This is a genomic window from Luteibacter sp., from assembly GCF_036500425.1.
GTDB lineage: Bacteria > Pseudomonadota > Gammaproteobacteria > Xanthomonadales > Rhodanobacteraceae > Luteibacter.
In genome coordinates this window covers 1-17,001 of record NZ_DASYCB010000037.1, presented here as the reverse complement: position 1 = coordinate 17,001, position 17,001 = coordinate 1, and the positions used below count along the sequence as shown (strand labels likewise).

Sequence of the window (17,001 nt, the reverse complement as noted above, 5' to 3'; positions counted from 1 at the left end):
ACGTCGCTCATCGAGTGGGCCATACGCGTTCTGGCAAGCTGGCGAATAGTCGCATGCCGTTCCGCTTTATCACGTCAGAGCATCGAGCGCCTTGAAACATTACAACCGGTCGAGCTTCATAGACACACCAGTCTGGAAGACGATCGCTAATGAAGGCAAAAAAATCGGTCATCTCGCTGGAGCCACTTGGCCTCTAAGGGGTTCCAGCAAGGCCCCGCACCAGTCCGGCTGCGGATCCCGTGAAAGGCCGGCAGGCTTACGGAAATGAGGCGATAGGCCATTCATCAGCCGCCGCCGCGTGGCCGTTCCGGCCGCCAGCCTTCGCACAATACAACGCGACGTCGGCACGCTTAATCAGTTCCGCCCCGCCGAGTTCGTCCGTGGTAGCGATGCCAATACTCACCGTCACTCGCTGATCGATCCCCAGGTCGAACGCCAGTGCGGCCTCATATACGGATCGGTTCATGCGACGCGCGACAACCTGCGCCCCTTCCTCCGCCGTATTGGGCAGGAGTACTACGAACTCTTCTCCACCGTAGCGTGCGATGAAGTCCGCGGGACGACGCAGCGTGCCTGCGAGAAGCCGGGCCACTGCTTTCAACGCCACGTCCCCGTCCAGATGACCACGACTATCATTGAAGATCTTGAATCGGTCGACGTCGATCATGAGCGCACTGATCGGCCTATGGTCGCGCATGGACTCGCGAAGCCGCTCTCCCAAGGCGCTCTCGAACGCACGACGATTCGGAATACCCGTCAATTCGTCTAGAAGAGACACGCGTTCGACGGCGGCAAGCGCCTCGGCGAGACGGTCGCGTGTCGCCGCGAACCAGAACTGGGTCTGCACCACACGAATCACATAAGTCAGCATGGCCAGCGCCAACATGATTTGACCGAGCACGCCCTGTGACCCACGAATTCCAACGCTGAATGCGAATATCGCGGCCAGCAGTACGCCCGGAGCAAAGCTGGCTGCGAGGCGCCGAGCCCAAATGTGATGGTTCAGCTCGAACGCACCCGGCCGTCGATTGCTATGAAGCAGACAAATTAGAAGCGTGAAGGTCAGGGTCGGTAGCGTATCGCCGATCGCTCCGAAGACTGCCAACTCGGTGAATTGGTCGATATGATTGTGCACGGCGGCGGTCAAGGCGTAGATACCAAGAAAGATCGTCACGACGCGAAAGGATCGGTATTCGCGCTCATCCATCGCTGCCAGCGATCGAACCAGAAATGCCAGGAGCAGGAGTACATTTTCTGCATCGAACGCGAGAGCGACCCAGGGCTCGTACTCGCCCCTCAGGAATCCGTGGTCGTCCTGCAGGTCGCGCACACCCAGATAGCAGAGGGTCACGAGCAGCAGGAGAAGCCCACCGTCCACCAAACGACGCGACGTCGTCGTCGGTTCGTCCCGAGTTGCAACCGCAGCATACAGAAGCGGCAGGCCGTAGCTGACGAAATAGACGTACGTCGAGATTAGGTTCTGTTCGGCGTCCGAGTTGGCAATCGCATTCCCCATGCCGACCGCCCATAAACCAAGGCCAAAGGCGAGACAGAAGATGGTGCGTCGATCGAAGGTGGGCGCGCGCGAACAGCCCAAAGCGGTTGCACCCGCCACGAGTGCTGCCAATAGCATGAGGTAGTAGGCCAGTTCGGGCATCTCACGCCCGATGACCCACGGTAAGCCAAATTGAACGACGGGAGACACGAGCAGTAGCGCCGCGTACCCCATGTATCGACGCGCTCCAAAACCGGATTCCATAAACGCCCCCGTCCCGTGTTCGCTGGACACATCCTGCCATGGCCAACCGTGACTGGACCAGTTATGGCGGTAGGCACCATCCAACCTCTGGTACGAGCCCGGCAGTGGCCCGTGACGGCGGCCTACGTCGTGGGAGGTATTTGGCAAACCCTGCCGGAATCGCTCAATCCGACAGGTCCTCGACCGCACCTTGAGGGCATGTGGAATTCGGTGACGACGGCGGAAGCGTAGTCGGCCGTCATGAGTTGCGGAGCATGTGCCGGGGCTGTCATATTTTTCTGCATGTCGAAAGATCAATAACCTGCGTGGTGGGCTGGTCGATGCGCGAGGACATGACGCGTGACCTCGTCATCGATAAGAAGGTTGGTGTGTTGATGCGAGCTGGTCCTGCGGACTCACCGGAGGCCCATTGAGATCCAGCATTTGGCCATTGGCTCCCGGCAGCAGTACGCGCGGGCACAAAGCGGATCCTAGGGCCCCGGTTTGAAAGAAAACCATCTTAAACATGGTGTTGTGCGCCAATTGGCGCTTTTCTTAGTGATTCTCGGCCGACCCTCTCTCGGGCGCAGAGTCATACCGACAGCTAGGCCATGGGCCAGGGGTTCGTTCACCGCTTCGAACACGTGGCCGATTTGGAAGCGCACATGATGGGCGAACTGGAGGGTGCGCCAGTTGGGTTCGTGCGCGAACAGGCTTGAGGCTCGCGCGGATCCACGCGACGTTGCCCACCTTCCCATCCGGGTCATTTTCTGACCTTCGGCGGGCCAGCGGCCGCCGTCCTCTCCGCCAAGCCCTCACCGTGTAGCCGTTCTGACTCATCAAGGTCACGGCCGCGATTTGCTGGCGGGTTTCGTCGCTCGCTCAGTGGGTGGCTGCGCTGGCGCATGGCCGGTAGCCATTTTCAACGATTGCTCCCTTCGAGCTAGGCTCAGACGGCGGCTGCCCAACAACGTGTAGGAAAACCCCTACATGAAAATCGGGACTGACCTACATTGTTGACCTGAGAAAAATCGTACGCTCGCAGCATTCATTTGTCGAAGCTCAGGGGACACGGATGCGTGCGTGGCAGAGTGCAAAGCTTGGCACGAGCGAGCGATCAATGAAGCAATTGGGCATATGGGCGGCTGGGCTGTTCATCGTGCTGCTCGTCGGGCTCGGTATCGGGGCAAATCCCGCCCAGGCTCAAAATGCCGGGCCGCAATATGGGCCTCCTTATTACTTTTCTTGGTACGACACGAGCGGTCCATACCTTCCTAGCGCGCTCTCGTTGAACGCCGCCATCCAAGAGGCAGGAAACGCCTTGACGGCCAAGTATGGCACCAATGTGACCGCCACCCAGTATGTATCCAAGGATGGTCATACGGTCGCTGTGACCATCCAATGCCACATTCAGACGAGATACTTCAACAGCCCTGGTTCGGCAGTGGCCCGCGTGGACTACGGCCAGGATGACGGGTATGGGGAGTGTTCCAGCTCCCATGGTTTCCTTCTCGTCTACCCCAACTTCCGCGCCTATGACATTGGTAAGAATGCGGGCGGATGCGATTGCGACAGTGGGAATGGCAACGACCGCGGTGACCAGCCCACGCCGGCGACGGCGATGGGCATGGATCCCGTTAATACCTCGACCGGCAACAAGTATCTTCAGGACACCGACTTCAAGAGTCCGTCGCCAGCGCTCACCTTCCGGCGGTTCTACAACAGTATCAGCAGCGTTCAGCCGACCAGTCTTGGCACATCGTGGCGGCATTCGTTTGATCGGTCACTGTCGCTGGTCAGTGCAACCCAGATCACGTTGTTCCGGCCTGACGGTCGCTTTGAGCAGTTCGTAAAGTCAAGCGGCGCGTGGAAAGCCGACGCCGATGTGCCGGACAGGCTGACGGAACAGGACGACCCCACTGGGGTGGTCACGGGCTACACTGTTTTCCTCGCAGCTGTGCGCGAGACTGAACAGTATTCGAGCGAAGGGCTGCTTCAGTCCGTCACGACAGCCTCCGGCCTGACCACGACCTTTACCTACAGCACTTCTGCGACGCCGGCCACCCTGGCGCCGAAAGCGGGGCTGCTGCTCCAAGCGGTAGGCCCGGATGGCCGTATGCTGGCATTTGCCTACAACGCGAGCGGGTTGCTCACACAAGTGACACTGCCCGATGGGCAACTGCTGCAGTATGCCTACGACACCACCACGGCAAGCCTCATCAAGGTGCAATACCCGGACGGGAAGGCACGGCAATACCTGTACGATGAATCCTCACTCACCAGCAGCACCTTACTCGGCCTCCTGACGGGGGTGATTGACGAGAGCGGAAAGCGATTCGAAAGCACGACTTATGACAGCAGCGCGCGTGCGATTTCGACCTCTCGTGCTGCTGGTGTGGACGTGTCGTCCATCGTCTACGGCACGCAGAGTGGCTCGGTGCCCGCGACCAATACGCTGACCACCCCGCTTGGAACGAGCACGAACCTCAGTTACAAAAACGTGCTGGGCGCCATTAAGGTCGTTGGCACCACGCAACCATGCGGCGAGCAATGCACGCAGCCCTGGCAAGCGCAGTCATATGACGCAAACGGCTACCCGACCAGTCGGACCAACTTCAATGGCGCGACCATCACTACGGTGTTCGATACCAATGGTCTGCTCACGAGGCAGGTCGAAGCGACCGGGACCGCGGATCAGCGCAACACCAGCCGCACCTGGGATACAGCCCTGAGGGTGCCTCTCACCCAGGCGGTGTCTAACGCCAAGGGCATCGTGGCGTCGAAGAACTCTTGGTCTTATAACGCTCGCGGCCAGGTGACGGCGGAATGTGCGGTTGACCCGGCCGTGACGGTGACCTATGCCTGCGGTAGCCAGGCGCATGCGCCCAAGGGCATCCGGCAAACCCGCTATACCTACTGTGACGCTGTGGATGCGACGCAGTGCCCCATGCTGGGCCTCCTGTTGACCAAGGATGGTCCGCGCACGGACGTTACGGACCTGGCACGATACAGTTATTACCTGACCACCGATGAGGCGGGGTGCGGCACGGCCGGTGGAGCATGCCACCGTGCGGGCGATACCTATCAAGTGATTGATGCGGCCGGGCACGTTTCCACGACCCTCGCGTACGACAAGGCTGGCCGAGTGGTTCGCCAGAAAGACGCCAACGGCGTCATCAGCGATACCACATATACCCCGCGCGGTTGGCTCGCTTCCCGCACGGTTCGAGCCAGCGCGACCGGCGCGGCCTCGAACGGAGATGCGACGACGACGCTAACGTACACGTACGCGGGGTTGCTCGAAACGATCACAGACCCCGACGGCGTGACTTGGGGCTTTACCTACGACGACGCCCAGCGCCTGGTGGATATTGCCGACGCCCAAGGTGGTCATATCCGTTACACCCTTGACGCTGCGGGAAACCGGATCAAAGAAGAAACCTTTGATGCCGCAGGCACCTCCCGCCGCAGCGTATTGCGCGCGTACAACAAGCTCGGCCAGCTCATCAGTCTGACCGATGGTCTGGGGCATGTGATCTTTGATGCTTCTGCCAGCGGCAGCTATGACGCCAACGGCAATCTGGTGTCGGCCAAGGACGCCGTGGGCACGGCGCAGAAAAACACTTTCGATGCCCTCGACCGCTTAGTGAGCAGTGTGGCAGACGCCAATGGCACCAACGCTGCGACGAAAGCCACCACGATCGCCTTCACCTTGAACGCGCTGGACCAGGCGAAATCGGTCACGGACCCCGACGGCCTGACCACGACCTACAGCCTCGATGGCCTGAGCAATGCGACCGGTCAGGCCAGTCCCGACACCGGCGCGCGGTCGTCCACCTTTGACGCCGCTGGCAACCCGCTGACCCAGACCGATGCCAAGGCCATCGTTGCCACTCAGGCCTTCGACGCGCTGGACCGCCGGACCTCGGCAAGCTACGCCGACTCCAAGCTCAACATCGCCTTCCACTACGACGAGGCCAACAGTGTCACGGGGTGCGCCAGCTCCTTCCCGGTGGGGCGTCTGACGCGCGTGGTGGAGACGGGAGTCACGACCGTCTACTGCTACGACAATCAGGGCAGGATCACCGAGCAGCGCCAGACGCAGAGCGCCGCCACGGACACCACCGACTACGTCTACACCAAGGCCGGTCGTTTGGCGGCGATCGCCTCTCCGAGCGGGTTGGTGACCGAGTATGGCCGGGATACCGTCGGCCAAGTCACGAAGGTCACCGTCACACCGATCAACGGGGTATCGACCGTCGTGGTCAGCGCGGCGACGTACCTGCCGTTCGGCCCACTCGCCAGTTACGCCCTTGGGAACGGGCAAACGGTCACCCGCAGCTACGACGCGAACTACCGGTTCACCGATGTGGTCAGCCCTGCGTTGAGCCTGCATGTGGCGCGCGACGCGGTGGGCAACATCGTCGCGTTGGGCAACGCCCCGGGTGCCTCGCCGGCGGTGGAGACCTACAGCTATGATGCGCTGTATCGGCTCACGGGCCTGAAGAACGCCAGCGGCGCCATTGTCGAGGCTTACAGCTATTCCAAGACCGGCGACCGTTTGACCAAAACCGCACCGGGCCTGGCCACGGGAAACTACGGGTACCAGAGCGGCACGCACCAGTTGACAAGCATCGGCACGGGCTCGCGCACCTACGACGCGAATGGGGCGACCACAGGCAATGCAACGGCTGGCACGGCGTGGGGATATGGCTACAACGGTCGCGGTCAGCTGACGGTATTGCAGCAAGGTGGCGCGACGGTCGCGACCTATGCTTACGACGCTGCCGCTCATCGCATTGCGAAGTCAATAGGGGCGGTCACCACGCGCTTTGCCTACGGCTCGGCTGGAATGCTAGGCGAGTACGGTGCGGCGTCGCGGGACTATGTTTGGATGGACGACACGCCGGTGGCGGTGGTGGACGGATCGACCGTGGCCTTCGTGCATGCGGATGGCTTGAACACCCCGCGAGCGGTCACCAGCGCCGTCGGTGCGATAGTGTGGGGTTGGGCCTACCAGGGCAACCCGTTCGGTGAACAGGTGCCGACATCGACAAACGGCTACGTGCTGAATCTTCGGTTCCCGGGTCAGTACTACGATGCGGAGTCTGGGATCGTTTACAACGTCAACCGCTACTTCGACGCATCGACGGGACGCTATCTGCAAAGCGATCCTATCGGTCTGGCGGGAGGGCTATCCACTTACGGCTATGTTGCGGGCAATCCGTTGGGTGCCGTGGACCCACAAGGATTAGCTCAGCAGCGCTATCGCGCCGATGATGAGGTTGTCGAAACGCCACAGATGAAGGCCGCTTACAACCGACTGACCGACCTGGCGACACAAGCGGCTAATACGGTGGATGCAACCTGCGGTGCCCGTTGCCTGCTGCCCTGGATACGAGGAACCCTCATCCACAGCGAGTTCAAGCGCTTGGTCGATAGCCAGTGCCCACAATCCATGTACCACACCGAGGTCACTTATAAAGACGGCGTCGTTGAACGCTATGGTTTGCCCGGTTCATCCAGAGCAGACGTGGTCTTTGGACCGCAGCAGCAACCCATCGCGGTATTCGACTTGAAGACGGGCAGGGCGTATATCACCATTAGCCAAGGCAACGCCTACGGTGCAAATTTGCCCGTCGGGACGCCCATCTCGGAAATTCATCCAGTCGAACCCTGAATATGAAGAAGCGTACGATATCTCGGTTGATGCAAGAGCGTCTCCCCGATGTTCAAAACTCTGGGGTCTACTTTTTCCGCGGCGACTTCGACTGGGTGTTGAGGGGCGTTGTGCTGGAGTATGTCCCCCGAGGGGTTTACATCTGGGATTTCGTGTTTCCCTTGTTCGATCTTAAGGGGCCAAATCTTCTTTACAGTGAGCGGGTGGCGGACGGAGCATTTGTTGGCAAAGAGCAGATGTCAGAAGCCGAGCTGGTCGACCACGTGCTGGGGTTGCCCGAAGCGGTGAATGCGTTCGGCGCAAAAGAGGTGATGAGCATCTCCGATTTCCGTCAATACCTCGGTCAATCCAACGCGTTACTGAACGCGCACGGTCAGCTCATTCAAGCTGCGGCGACCATTTTGGCCGGTCATCCGGCTGAGGCCGCGTCGATGCTTGACGGCTTGGGATCTAAGCTGCATCCAAGTGACATCGAAAGCTGGGGTCGCCTTCGTGCCGCTCTTGCAACAGGCCCCGAAGCAGCCATCGGCCTACTCGAGCAGAGAAGGGTCGAAAACCTCCATGCTTTTGAGCAAGGTGATTGTTAGCTCTTTGGCCAAATCGCCTTGTGCGTCTTCGATGATAGGCCAGTTTGACAACGGGCGCGGTCGGTGGAAGTTGTCGTGCCGCCCATGACCACTGCGATCTCGCTTCCGCGCCTCTCCGTTCGGCGCGATTGAGCACTTCTAAACTTGTCAGCGTTCCCTTGGACGTCGGTTCACTGGCTGAATCGTGGCGGCCAAACTATGCCTTCTGCCGCGGCCAGTCATACGTTAATGAACATGAAAGTCATCACTGTACCGCCCGAGGGTATCAAATCGACTCCTAGATAGTTCAAGGCGGGATAATTATCCCTGATCACCAGTATGACGGCCTGGACAGCCTTCCATCGGGAAAGGCACCGTCTGGCCATTCGTTCGGCCGACGGCCGCGCCACGAGCGCATTCAGCGCTCGCTCGGAAAGCGAAAAAGTCGCTACCATCGGCAGGTCTCCGGGTCGGCCAGGAGGATCCTTTGGGCCGAGCCCGGCAGTGCTGTCGCCGTGGGTCTCCATTCGTTCGTCGCCGAGCGGGCCAGACAAACTCGTACCCTCAGTCTATTGCCGGACGCAGCCGATACCCGCAAGCGCGTGATTGAGGTGCCGGCCGGCTGGCACAAGGATCAGGCTTGACTAGTTGCCAGCGGCCCGTCCGTAGCCAATCGTCTGCGGCATGGCTGGCGGGCAGGCGGCAGGCGGGCTCATGGTCTGAAGCTCCGTAAGTGTCGCGGATCGCCGTTCATTCGGCTTCGCCAACCTATGCGCGAAGGCGGCATGCGCAAGACACGTTTAGTTCTTCCTGATAGACGGTGAGGGTGTCGTTTAGCTGTCAGCCGATCCCTTGTGGGCCGAGCTCGGGGAGCGGCACCGGACAGTCATCCTTGGCGTGGCGCTGCTCAGGCTTTCACCGCATTGGGCAAGCTGGGTGTCGTTCTCTTGCCTGAGTTTCTTAATCGTCCACCCATTTCCCCACATAGCCAGCCCGAAAGGTGTCGCGCTGGCTAGTGAGCGTCTGTTTTGAGTATTCCGGCGGCGGATAGCCAGGCAAGCAAGTCTTATACAACGGGGGGAGGGACGTTCTATTCTGCCCCGCCCTATCATGAGTGGCGATAGCGCTCCGGATGCGCAGAGACCTCATCCCATAACCGCCACACGTTGGGTCCCACGCGTTCTGCGGCGCGCCGTAGCGAAGGGACATCGATCTGCATGACCAGCGCCCACATGGCCGTATCGTGTTCGTCCTTTAGGTTCACGGTCGCGTCGGCGGGCGGAGAAGCGCCTAATTCGTTGAAAGTGGTCATCGCAGATAAACCAAGGGGCCCACGCCACGTTCGGCGAGTTGGTGTCTGATTTTGGTCGACGATTCGCCCAGAGCGCCCACACCATCGTGAATTGCGCCGCCCAAGGCCATTCGGCGTAAACTAGAAAGGTATGTTCGGGGGAGCAGCCATGCCTACCAATGAGCTACCGCTCGCGGTCGTGATCGAGCCCAGTGGGTGCTTGGCCGACACCGTCGCCGACTGCCTGGCGCTGCGCGGCTTTCGGTGCGTGGCAAGCGCCACGCACATGGGTGCCGCCGCGCAGATCCTGGAGGCGGCGCGGGTGGACTTCCTCGTCGCGGCGGTACCCGCCCCCGGTGAGGACCGTTCGGGTGCCTACCTGTCGGATGCACGGGCTCGCAATCCGGGCATGGCTATTGTCATCATGCTTTCGGATCCAGCGGAAACGGCCGAGGACGCTCCGGCGACAGCAATACGGCTCTGCAAGCCATTTGACCGCACCACGCTCGAAGAAGCGTTGGATCGGGCGGCCGTATTTGCTAACGGTGGTTGATCCGTTGGTGCCGCTCTGGCGCGCTGGTTCATGCATGCGGTCATGGGTTTCACCTTTGTAAATCTTGCACTTCAACAGGCCGCTCGAATGCCGATATAGGGACATCGACCGACTTCCCTACCGGTCAGCTACGGGTGATGTGTGTGCGAGGCAAGGTCATTTTGTTTCATGAAGAACTGCGCATGGCACTTATTGAGCGGACCACTGGATTCACCGTGGGCACGCTTGAGAGCGGCCGGCTGACGCTGGGCGGCTGGGTGGAGGGCCCGGTATGGAACGAAGGTCTCCGCCAATTGCAGGACCTCGCTACCCAAGGGACTGTCAGCTTGTTGATCGAAGCCGATGGCGTCTCAGAAGACGAAGCCAACGAATTGCTCGGCTTCTTACGCGGCTAGCCTCAGCGGGATCGACGCACGAGGGTAATTTTGCCGTTGGGTTCCAATCGCCCGATGGCCACTTCCCGCTCATCCTCCAGTCCGGCCGCGTGCAGCGCACGGTCCAGCGCCGCCTCAGGCACGCCCTGGCGGCGCAATGCCGCGCAGTCTCGCGTGCCGTCGCGCACTAAGAGGGCCGGGAAGCCTTCAACCAGGCGATTGACCCACGTCGCCCGGGTCGATGCCCAAGCGATGCCCTTATCCGTGAGCAAGATGCCCGCGACCCCCAAGAAGGGCCCCAGCATGCCTTGGTCGTCGCCGATGATGGCGGTCCGCAAGGTGCCACCGGCCAGAGCGATGACCACGACATTGAACGCGGACATTTCGCCAAAGCTGCGTTTACCGGCAAGACGCATGAGGACCAACAGGCCCAGATAGGTCAGCGCGCCGCGAAGCAAAAAGCTCCACCACGGGGCAGAAAGGGTCATGACGTCGCTCATTGAGGTGCTCCACCAGGGTGGGGACAGATGGAACAGGCCTTCACGCGCGCCGCGCAGAGGGAGGCCTACCGTCAGCCTATCTTTCCCGAGGCGACGTGGCGCCGACGTGGTCGCCACGGCCGACACCTGAGCGAGGCATGGCGATGGCACGATCGGAGCAGGGTTGGTTTACCCGCATGGCGATGGCCGTGTCCAAAGCCGCCGGCGAGCCGGTGACCTTCGGCCTCGCCCTGGGCGTGGTCATCGTGTGGGCCTTGAGCGGGCCCATTTTCAAGTTTGGCGACACCTGGCAGTTGGTTATCAATACGGGCACCACCATCATCACCTTCCTGATGGTGTTCCTTATCCAGGCTAGCCAGAACCGCGACACCGAGGCCCTCCAGATCAAGCTAGATGAACTCATCAACGCCGTTAAGGGCACCAACGAGGCCTTGTTGGACGTGGAGCAGTTGGACGAGAAAGAACTGGACCGTATTCGGAAGATCTATCTGGAAAAGGCGGCGTCGGCCAGAGGAAGCGGCGGCGATGATTCAGACGACGCCGAACACAGAACCGATCCGTAGCACGCGCTGCCCAAGCCTCGGCGCCCGCAGTTACGCAAATCAGGCGACTTCCTGATCAGCATGGTTTGTTCGGACGGGCGGACGGGCGGACAGCCGTCGCCGCGGCCGAGCAGACATTCAGCGTCTCAGGTGCCAAGCCTACTTTGAGTGTGCCCGCTGTCCGTCTCTTGGCGTCGAAGCGTCGAGCTATGTGTCCGGAGCGATGGACAGAGTCACTGGTGGTAACCCCTCCCGTGAGATTGCATTGACCACGACGCGATCGGATGGCCAGTGATGAGGTGGAACCTTCGAGGTTGTTCCACCGACCGATGCGATTGCCCATTTTCAAGCACGCGACCGACGTGCGTGCGCTCGGACGCCAGCCAGTCGTTGCGCTAAGGCGTCATACCGGGAGCGGTGGAAAAAGGTGATCCACCGCATAGGTTTCGGCGTAACGCCGATGTGCCTAAATAGATAGCCGTCAGGCGTTCTCGGCCATTTTTTGCTTACCCAACTGCTCCGAAAGGAGTGTCAGTTTCGCGTCTGCAGCCTTTTCCTCCTGCAGCGTGGCCGATAAAAGTGGTACCGCCTTGGCGTAACCGAGCTGTTTGGCAAGGGCAACCAACGTGCCATACGAAGCGATTTCGTAATGCTCTACTTTATTTCCGCCGCCGATCAAGGCGACGTCGCGCAGCGGTCCTTTTTCGATCTCGTCGATAACTTCTTTGCCTTCCTCGACTAAGCCTTCCATCGCAGCGCACTTCATCCGCTTCAGACGGATGCCAAGCAGCTCAACGATTTCGTCAATTCGCTCTACCTGACCCTGCGTTTCTTCAAGGTGCGAACTGAACGCTTCGCCCAGTTCGGGTGACGACGAGGCCCGAGCCAGACGTGGAAGTGCCTTAGTCAGTTGTTTCTCGGCGCTGTAGATGTCGGACAGCTCGTGGACGAACAGATCTTCGATGGTCTTGACGCTCATGATGGTAGTCTCCGCTCGAAATTGAGAAGAGACGGTAAAACGCGACTCGTTGACGCCTGCAGTGCGCCGTGTGAATTAGCCGCCGACATACGTGAGCTACCTAAGGGCGCGGGGCGCTTGCGGCTATCGATGGCCCGATTTGTCCCTGCTAAGGAGCTGCACGGACCACGCTCTGGCGCCAACGGGCATTCGATTCACCGCAATGGGCGGGCGACCGAGGAAGGCATCTCGGCTCAGATGTCCTGGAAACAACCCGTGCGGAGATCGCGGTTTTCGAGCGTGCTGCCAGTTCCGGCCACTTAGCGTGCTTACAATCTCCATGAAGCCTGATCACACTGGCCGATTTGCGCATCGACACCATGTTGCTCACTAGATTCGACCTACGCGTCGATGACTTCGTGCCCATCGCTCAGGGGCCTCAGCCACAGCGCGTCTGGCCCATGGGATCTTCGACCGCCTGGTGTGTAACTGGAGGACTGCCAGCTCACGCTCGATGCATGCAACGGAGTCCGCGGTCATCGGGCTGGTCACGTTGCGTTTTAGCGTGGTCTCGCCATTCGCGGTCGGAAGCCGCTCTTGCCTTCATGTAGGGATCTTTATCATTTATTGGAATGACTCCACTCCCCACTCCCTCCGCTACAAGACGGCCAATAGTCTTCACAAAAATATGACCGGTCCTCCGCCAGCATGACGTTGGCGGCACGGCCCTCCCATCCCCCGACCGTACCGTCCTGAGCCCCTGTCCATCAGCAGGGGCTTTTTTGTGTCAGGCAATTGGCCCATGACCATCCATGTAGTGTGTGCGGCCGGGCACCGGCACCGGAAGCCTGAGCACACACGGTACGACATGCTTGATTGCTTGCGAGTCTCTTTTGCAGGGAGCGAAACCTCCCCCTCTCGACGTCGGTGACAGCTCAGTCGTGTGGGCATCATTAAGTTAGCGCTTCTGTCCAGTTATGGATGATCGTGGCGCGGAGCCGTTCACCTTGTAAATGTGAGTTGACGGCGGGTTAACACGATGACGGTATTCATCTCCCAAAATGCTTCGCTCGCTGAAAAATGCTGGAATCAAGTCGATATGAATGATGCACGCGACGAAACGTCCATCCCGGGGGAGCGCTTGTCCCAAAGCGAAACGCAGTTCCGCGTTTTAGTCCAGGGCGTTGCCGACTACGCCATTTACATGCTCGACCCCTTGGGCCATGTCACGAGCTGGAACCCGGGTGCCGAGCGCATCAAAGGGTACCGGCCAGGCGAGATCATCGGCAGTCACTTTTCGAGCTTCTACACGGAAGAGGACCGCGCGGCGGGCATCCCGGGGCGAAACCTAGACATCGCAGCCTCAACCGGACGTGTGGAGGATGAGGGCTGGCGTGTCCGGCAGGACGGCACGCGATTCTGGGCCCATGTCGTCATCGATCGAATCCTAGACGAGGACGGCACGCTTATTGGGTTTGCAAAGGTCACTCGAGATGTGACAGAAAAACGTGCAGCCGCGCAACAACTCGAAGAGGCGCGTGAGGCCCTTTTCCAGGCCCAGAAGATGGAAGCGGTCGGTCAGCTCACTGGTGGCCTCGCCCACGACTTCAACAATCTCCTGATGGCCGTGCAGGGCGCACTGGAACTTCTCGGCCAGCGCCTCCCGGACGACGCGCGCACCCAGTCGATCTTCCAGACCGCGCTGGCCGGTATTGCCCGAGGAGCATCCCTGACGCAGCGGATGCTGGCCTTTGCAAGGAAGCAGGAACTACGGCCGGCGGCCGTGGACATCCCGTCCCTCGTGCAGGAGATGAGCGAAATGACCCGCACCACGCTCGGATCGCGAATTGCCGTGACCACACGTTTCCCGCTTGCAATGGAGCGAGCCCTGGTCGACCCGCACCAGCTGGAACTCGCGTTGCTAAATCTCATGGTCAACGCTCGGGATGCCATGCCCTCCGGTGGTCACATTGAAATCTCGGCCATGGTGGAGTCCGTCGGTCCCGCCCATCCCTCTGGCCTGGCGGAGGGACGCTACATTCAACTGTCGGTCTCCGACGACGGGCAGGGCATGCCGCCGGACATCGCTGCCCGCGCCGCCGACCCTTTTTTTACGACCAAGGGGGTCGGCAAGGGCACCGGGCTCGGTCTGTCCATGGTCCATGGGCTGGCGGAGCAGTCGAATGGCCGCATGACCATCCAGAGCCAGCCCGGGGAGGGTACGGTAGTCACCCTTCTTCTACCGGTTGCGGCCGCACATCCGGAAAAGCCGGCCTCGGAGTCTATCCCTCGTGGGCAGGGGGCATCTCAACCGTGCAGGTCGCTGAAAATCCTCGCGGTCGATGATGATTCCCTGGTCCGGGAGACGCTGTGCGCCATGCTTGAAGACATGGGGCATGTGGTCGTGTCTGCCGAATCCGGTAAACACGCCATCCTTGCCTTCGAAGCAACGGGCAGCTTTGATTTGATGGTCACCGATTTCTCGATGCCCGGCATGACGGGTGCCGAACTTTCCGAAGCGTTGAGGCGGCTCAAACCAGACCTGCCCATTGTCATTGCCACAGGTTACGCAGAGGCCCTGTCCCAGACGGAAACCGCGTCGACCCGCCTTGCCAAGCCGTTTTCCAGAGCGAGCCTTGCTGCTGCCATTGAGGCGGCTGTGACACGGTTGTCCCCACCTGCGGCACCTTCGCCCGCATGAAGAACATAATCGGCGACGCATGATGTTCTTGCGCCACGCTAGCGTCGCTGAGCTTGGCAGCACAGTGACCTAAAACGGACGAAGCTGATTCCGGAGACACAAAAGAATGTGCCTATCGCTAGATAGGCGCCGTAACCGGGTGGGGCAGAGAACGCCTGCCCGGCTGCCTCACGCGCTCGAACAAGAGCTGCAGGAGCGGCTGATGACCTGCGTCCAGTGCACAGAGGTCGGATGTGCCCCTGGGCATTGTTGAGAGATTGTTACATCCATAATTCAACAGAGACTCGGTTCAGGCTCAGCTGGGTTGTTGCTGGCGCATGTCCGCTCATCTGTATTTGCCTATGAGCTTGGTTGGTACGCGCCCTTTCTACACGGCACCCAAATCTGTATGTTTAATTTGGCTCGCGCGCCCTCTTTGCATCGTGGTTGCTGTGGAGTCGGCCTGAACTTATTGAAACACTTGGAGCTGCGCCCTACGGGACGCTGGCTAATTCCGCGACCCGCGTCGTTCGATGTCCCGAATGCTGCACATAATTGAGCGGATAACCTGCATATAATTCGCGAATGCAGGGTCGCGCAGATCTTGTTGCAGATCTAGTGAATTTTTTTCGCCTAGATTTATTGAGAAGCGGCAGGAGCATTGTACCGGCGTCCGCATTGAATATGTGCTTTCCCGAACAGCACTTCAATGCCAAGAACGTGCTGTTTTCGACACGAACCGCGACCATGAACCTGCTCCTGTGTGATAGCTGAGGAGCGAACTGCTGGGGATTGGCGGCGGCAACTCGACCTACCTCATCGCCACGCCGCCCGACCGTCGAGGCGCTTACGCTGTGTTATCGGGGCTAGGGCACACGTTCGCATCGACCCATATCAGAAATCGGAATCGCCGATGCCTCCTTAGCGCGACAAGGCGCTAGGCCGAGCCAGATTGCCCTGGATCACTAGCACGCAGATCGACACGGCGCCTTGGGCCTGGGTGCGGATGTCAAGCAGCGCTTCGGGCGGCACCGGCGCCGTCTTCTTATTGCTGCTGTCGAGGACGCACAAGATCGCCGTGCGCTTGGATTTGGCGACGGCATAGCTGGCGGTTTGGCCTAGGAACGATTCGCACTGCTCGACCGAGCTGATCAGCGTGTCGACGGCCTTGAGCTCAATCGGTATTCCGTGCAGTGACAGATCGGTGATGCCGCCGGCGGCATGGGCGTGCTCGTCTAGATCCGCGCCGATCAACGGATGGCGACGCAACTCTGCGCGCACGTGCCGTTGAAACGACGCTTCATCCCACCGTCCCTTGAACTCGGCGTCCTGAATCGCGCGTCCGGCCAGATTGCAGAGAGCGGCGAGCACGAGCAGTGCATCAGCGGTTTCCGCTTGCGGCACGTCCGGACGGCGACGCAGAGCATCCCGAAGTGCGAAGAGTGTTTTGTCCAGCCCCGGATAACCGCAGATCTGCAGCTTCGTTGCGTCGGCATTCCACAATCGTCGCCGACGATGAGGATATCCACGCTGAGTTAAGAGCCAAGCATGCTCAGCTGGCCGACCTGCAGAGTCTTCCCCTCGCACGTGGCTTGCGCGAAGGCTACCGTGACGAATTTAGCGATGAGCTGAAGGGGTATGACACGATTAAGTATTTACTGGATGCCGGTCACCTTGATCAGGATTACCCTGATTACTTGGGGCATTTCTACGGGCACTCCATCAGCAGCGAGGACATGGCGCTCGTTCTCGTGCTTCGGCGAGGCGAAGTCGATCAGCATGGTCATCGAAGCCGTTGGGCAGGCGCGCGGCGCGATCAACTACCTGGACCGCTATCGGCCACTCACGATGCTGGTGGACGGCGAGGCCGTCACGATTGACCTCGCCGGGCGTCAGATCGTGTCGCTCGTCGTGGTGCGCGAGCTCTTCAGGGACGCTTACGCCGAGTACAGTCGCTGATCGTGAGGGCGTCTGGAATCGTTCCGGGCAACCTTTCGACCCTTGCCGTGCCTTCCCTGGGCTTGGGGGTAGCGCAGCATGCGTTTGGTGCGCAGATGATCGAGCAGCTGCTTTTTAAGCACTCCTCGGCTCTGGACGAACAGGCTGCGATAGATGGTCT

General features: G+C 60.2%; 12 protein-coding genes and 2 pseudogenes. 8 read left to right on the top strand and 6 right to left on the bottom strand.

From position 1 onward, the window contains the following. Positions 1–256: 256 nt before the first annotated feature. Positions 257–1,657: a GGDEF domain-containing protein gene (locus VGN46_RS08965; RefSeq protein ID WP_331642854.1), complete on the bottom strand. Its 1,401-nt coding sequence runs from the start codon at positions 1,655–1,657 to the stop codon at positions 257–259. Between the two features lie 1,201 nt (positions 1,658–2,858). On the opposite strand from VGN46_RS08965, the gene VGN46_RS08960 reads away from it, so the two are divergent. From VGN46_RS08960 to VGN46_RS08945, 4 genes are all read left to right on the top strand, one after another. After that, complete coding sequence (locus VGN46_RS08960) at positions 2,859–7,418, top strand: RHS repeat-associated core domain-containing protein (RefSeq protein WP_331642852.1); 4,560 nt, start codon at positions 2,859–2,861, stop codon at positions 7,416–7,418. A gap of 2 nt (positions 7,419–7,420) precedes the next feature. Further along, entirely contained in the window at positions 7,421–8,005 is a 585-nt protein-coding gene (locus VGN46_RS08955) for a hypothetical protein (RefSeq protein WP_331642850.1), read from the top strand. Positions 8,006–9,444: 1,439 nt separating this feature from the next. After that, the gene (locus VGN46_RS08950; protein ID WP_331642848.1) at positions 9,445–9,828 is read left to right on the top strand and encodes a hypothetical protein; all 384 of its coding nucleotides are present in this window, start codon (positions 9,445–9,447) and stop codon (positions 9,826–9,828) included. Between the two features lie 182 nt (positions 9,829–10,010). Beyond that, complete coding sequence (locus VGN46_RS08945; protein WP_331642846.1) at positions 10,011–10,223, top strand: hypothetical protein; 213 nt, start codon at positions 10,011–10,013, stop codon at positions 10,221–10,223. A 2-nt stretch (positions 10,224–10,225) separates the two neighbouring features. Here VGN46_RS08945 and VGN46_RS08940 read toward each other — a convergent pair whose 3' ends face one another. After that, entirely contained in the window at positions 10,226–10,702 is a 477-nt protein-coding gene (locus VGN46_RS08940; protein WP_331642844.1) for a DUF421 domain-containing protein, read from the bottom strand. 137 nt (positions 10,703–10,839) lie between these two features. On the opposite strand from VGN46_RS08940, the gene VGN46_RS08935 reads away from it, so the two are divergent. After that, entirely contained in the window at positions 10,840–11,265 is a 426-nt protein-coding gene (locus VGN46_RS08935) for a low affinity iron permease family protein (protein ID WP_331642842.1), read from the top strand. 460 nt (positions 11,266–11,725) lie between these two features. Here the strand turns inward: VGN46_RS08935 and VGN46_RS08930 are convergent, their stop codons facing one another. After that, complete coding sequence (locus VGN46_RS08930) at positions 11,726–12,223, bottom strand: ferritin-like domain-containing protein (RefSeq protein ID WP_331642840.1); 498 nt, start codon at positions 12,221–12,223, stop codon at positions 11,726–11,728. 1,078 nt (positions 12,224–13,301) lie between these two features. Between VGN46_RS08930 and VGN46_RS08925 the strand changes: the two are divergent. Next, a pseudogene (locus VGN46_RS08925) lies at positions 13,302–14,447 on the top strand (two-component system sensor histidine kinase NtrB); the annotation flags it as partial. 39 nt (positions 14,448–14,486) lie between these two features. Then, positions 14,487–14,903, top strand: a complete 417-nt coding sequence (locus VGN46_RS08920; RefSeq protein ID WP_331643015.1) for a response regulator — start codon at positions 14,487–14,489, stop codon at positions 14,901–14,903. Between the two features lie 900 nt (positions 14,904–15,803). Here VGN46_RS08920 and VGN46_RS08915 read toward each other — a convergent pair. After that, positions 15,804–16,385, bottom strand: coding sequence for a hypothetical protein (locus VGN46_RS08915; protein WP_331642838.1), 582 nt, complete (start codon positions 16,383–16,385; stop codon positions 15,804–15,806). 152 nt (positions 16,386–16,537) lie between these two features. Beyond that, the gene (locus VGN46_RS08910; protein ID WP_331642836.1) at positions 16,538–16,663 is read right to left on the bottom strand and encodes a hypothetical protein; all 126 of its coding nucleotides are present in this window, start codon (positions 16,661–16,663) and stop codon (positions 16,538–16,540) included. On the opposite strand from VGN46_RS08910, the gene VGN46_RS08905 reads away from it, so the two are divergent. After that, positions 16,662–16,841, top strand: coding sequence for a hypothetical protein (locus VGN46_RS08905; protein WP_331642834.1), 180 nt, complete (start codon positions 16,662–16,664; stop codon positions 16,839–16,841). The two genes, VGN46_RS08910 and VGN46_RS08905, sit on opposite strands and share 2 nt — an antisense overlap. Positions 16,842–16,882: 41 nt before the next feature. Here the strand turns inward: VGN46_RS08905 and VGN46_RS08900 are convergent. Further along, positions 16,883–17,001: pseudogene (locus VGN46_RS08900) on the bottom strand (IS30 family transposase); the annotation flags it as partial.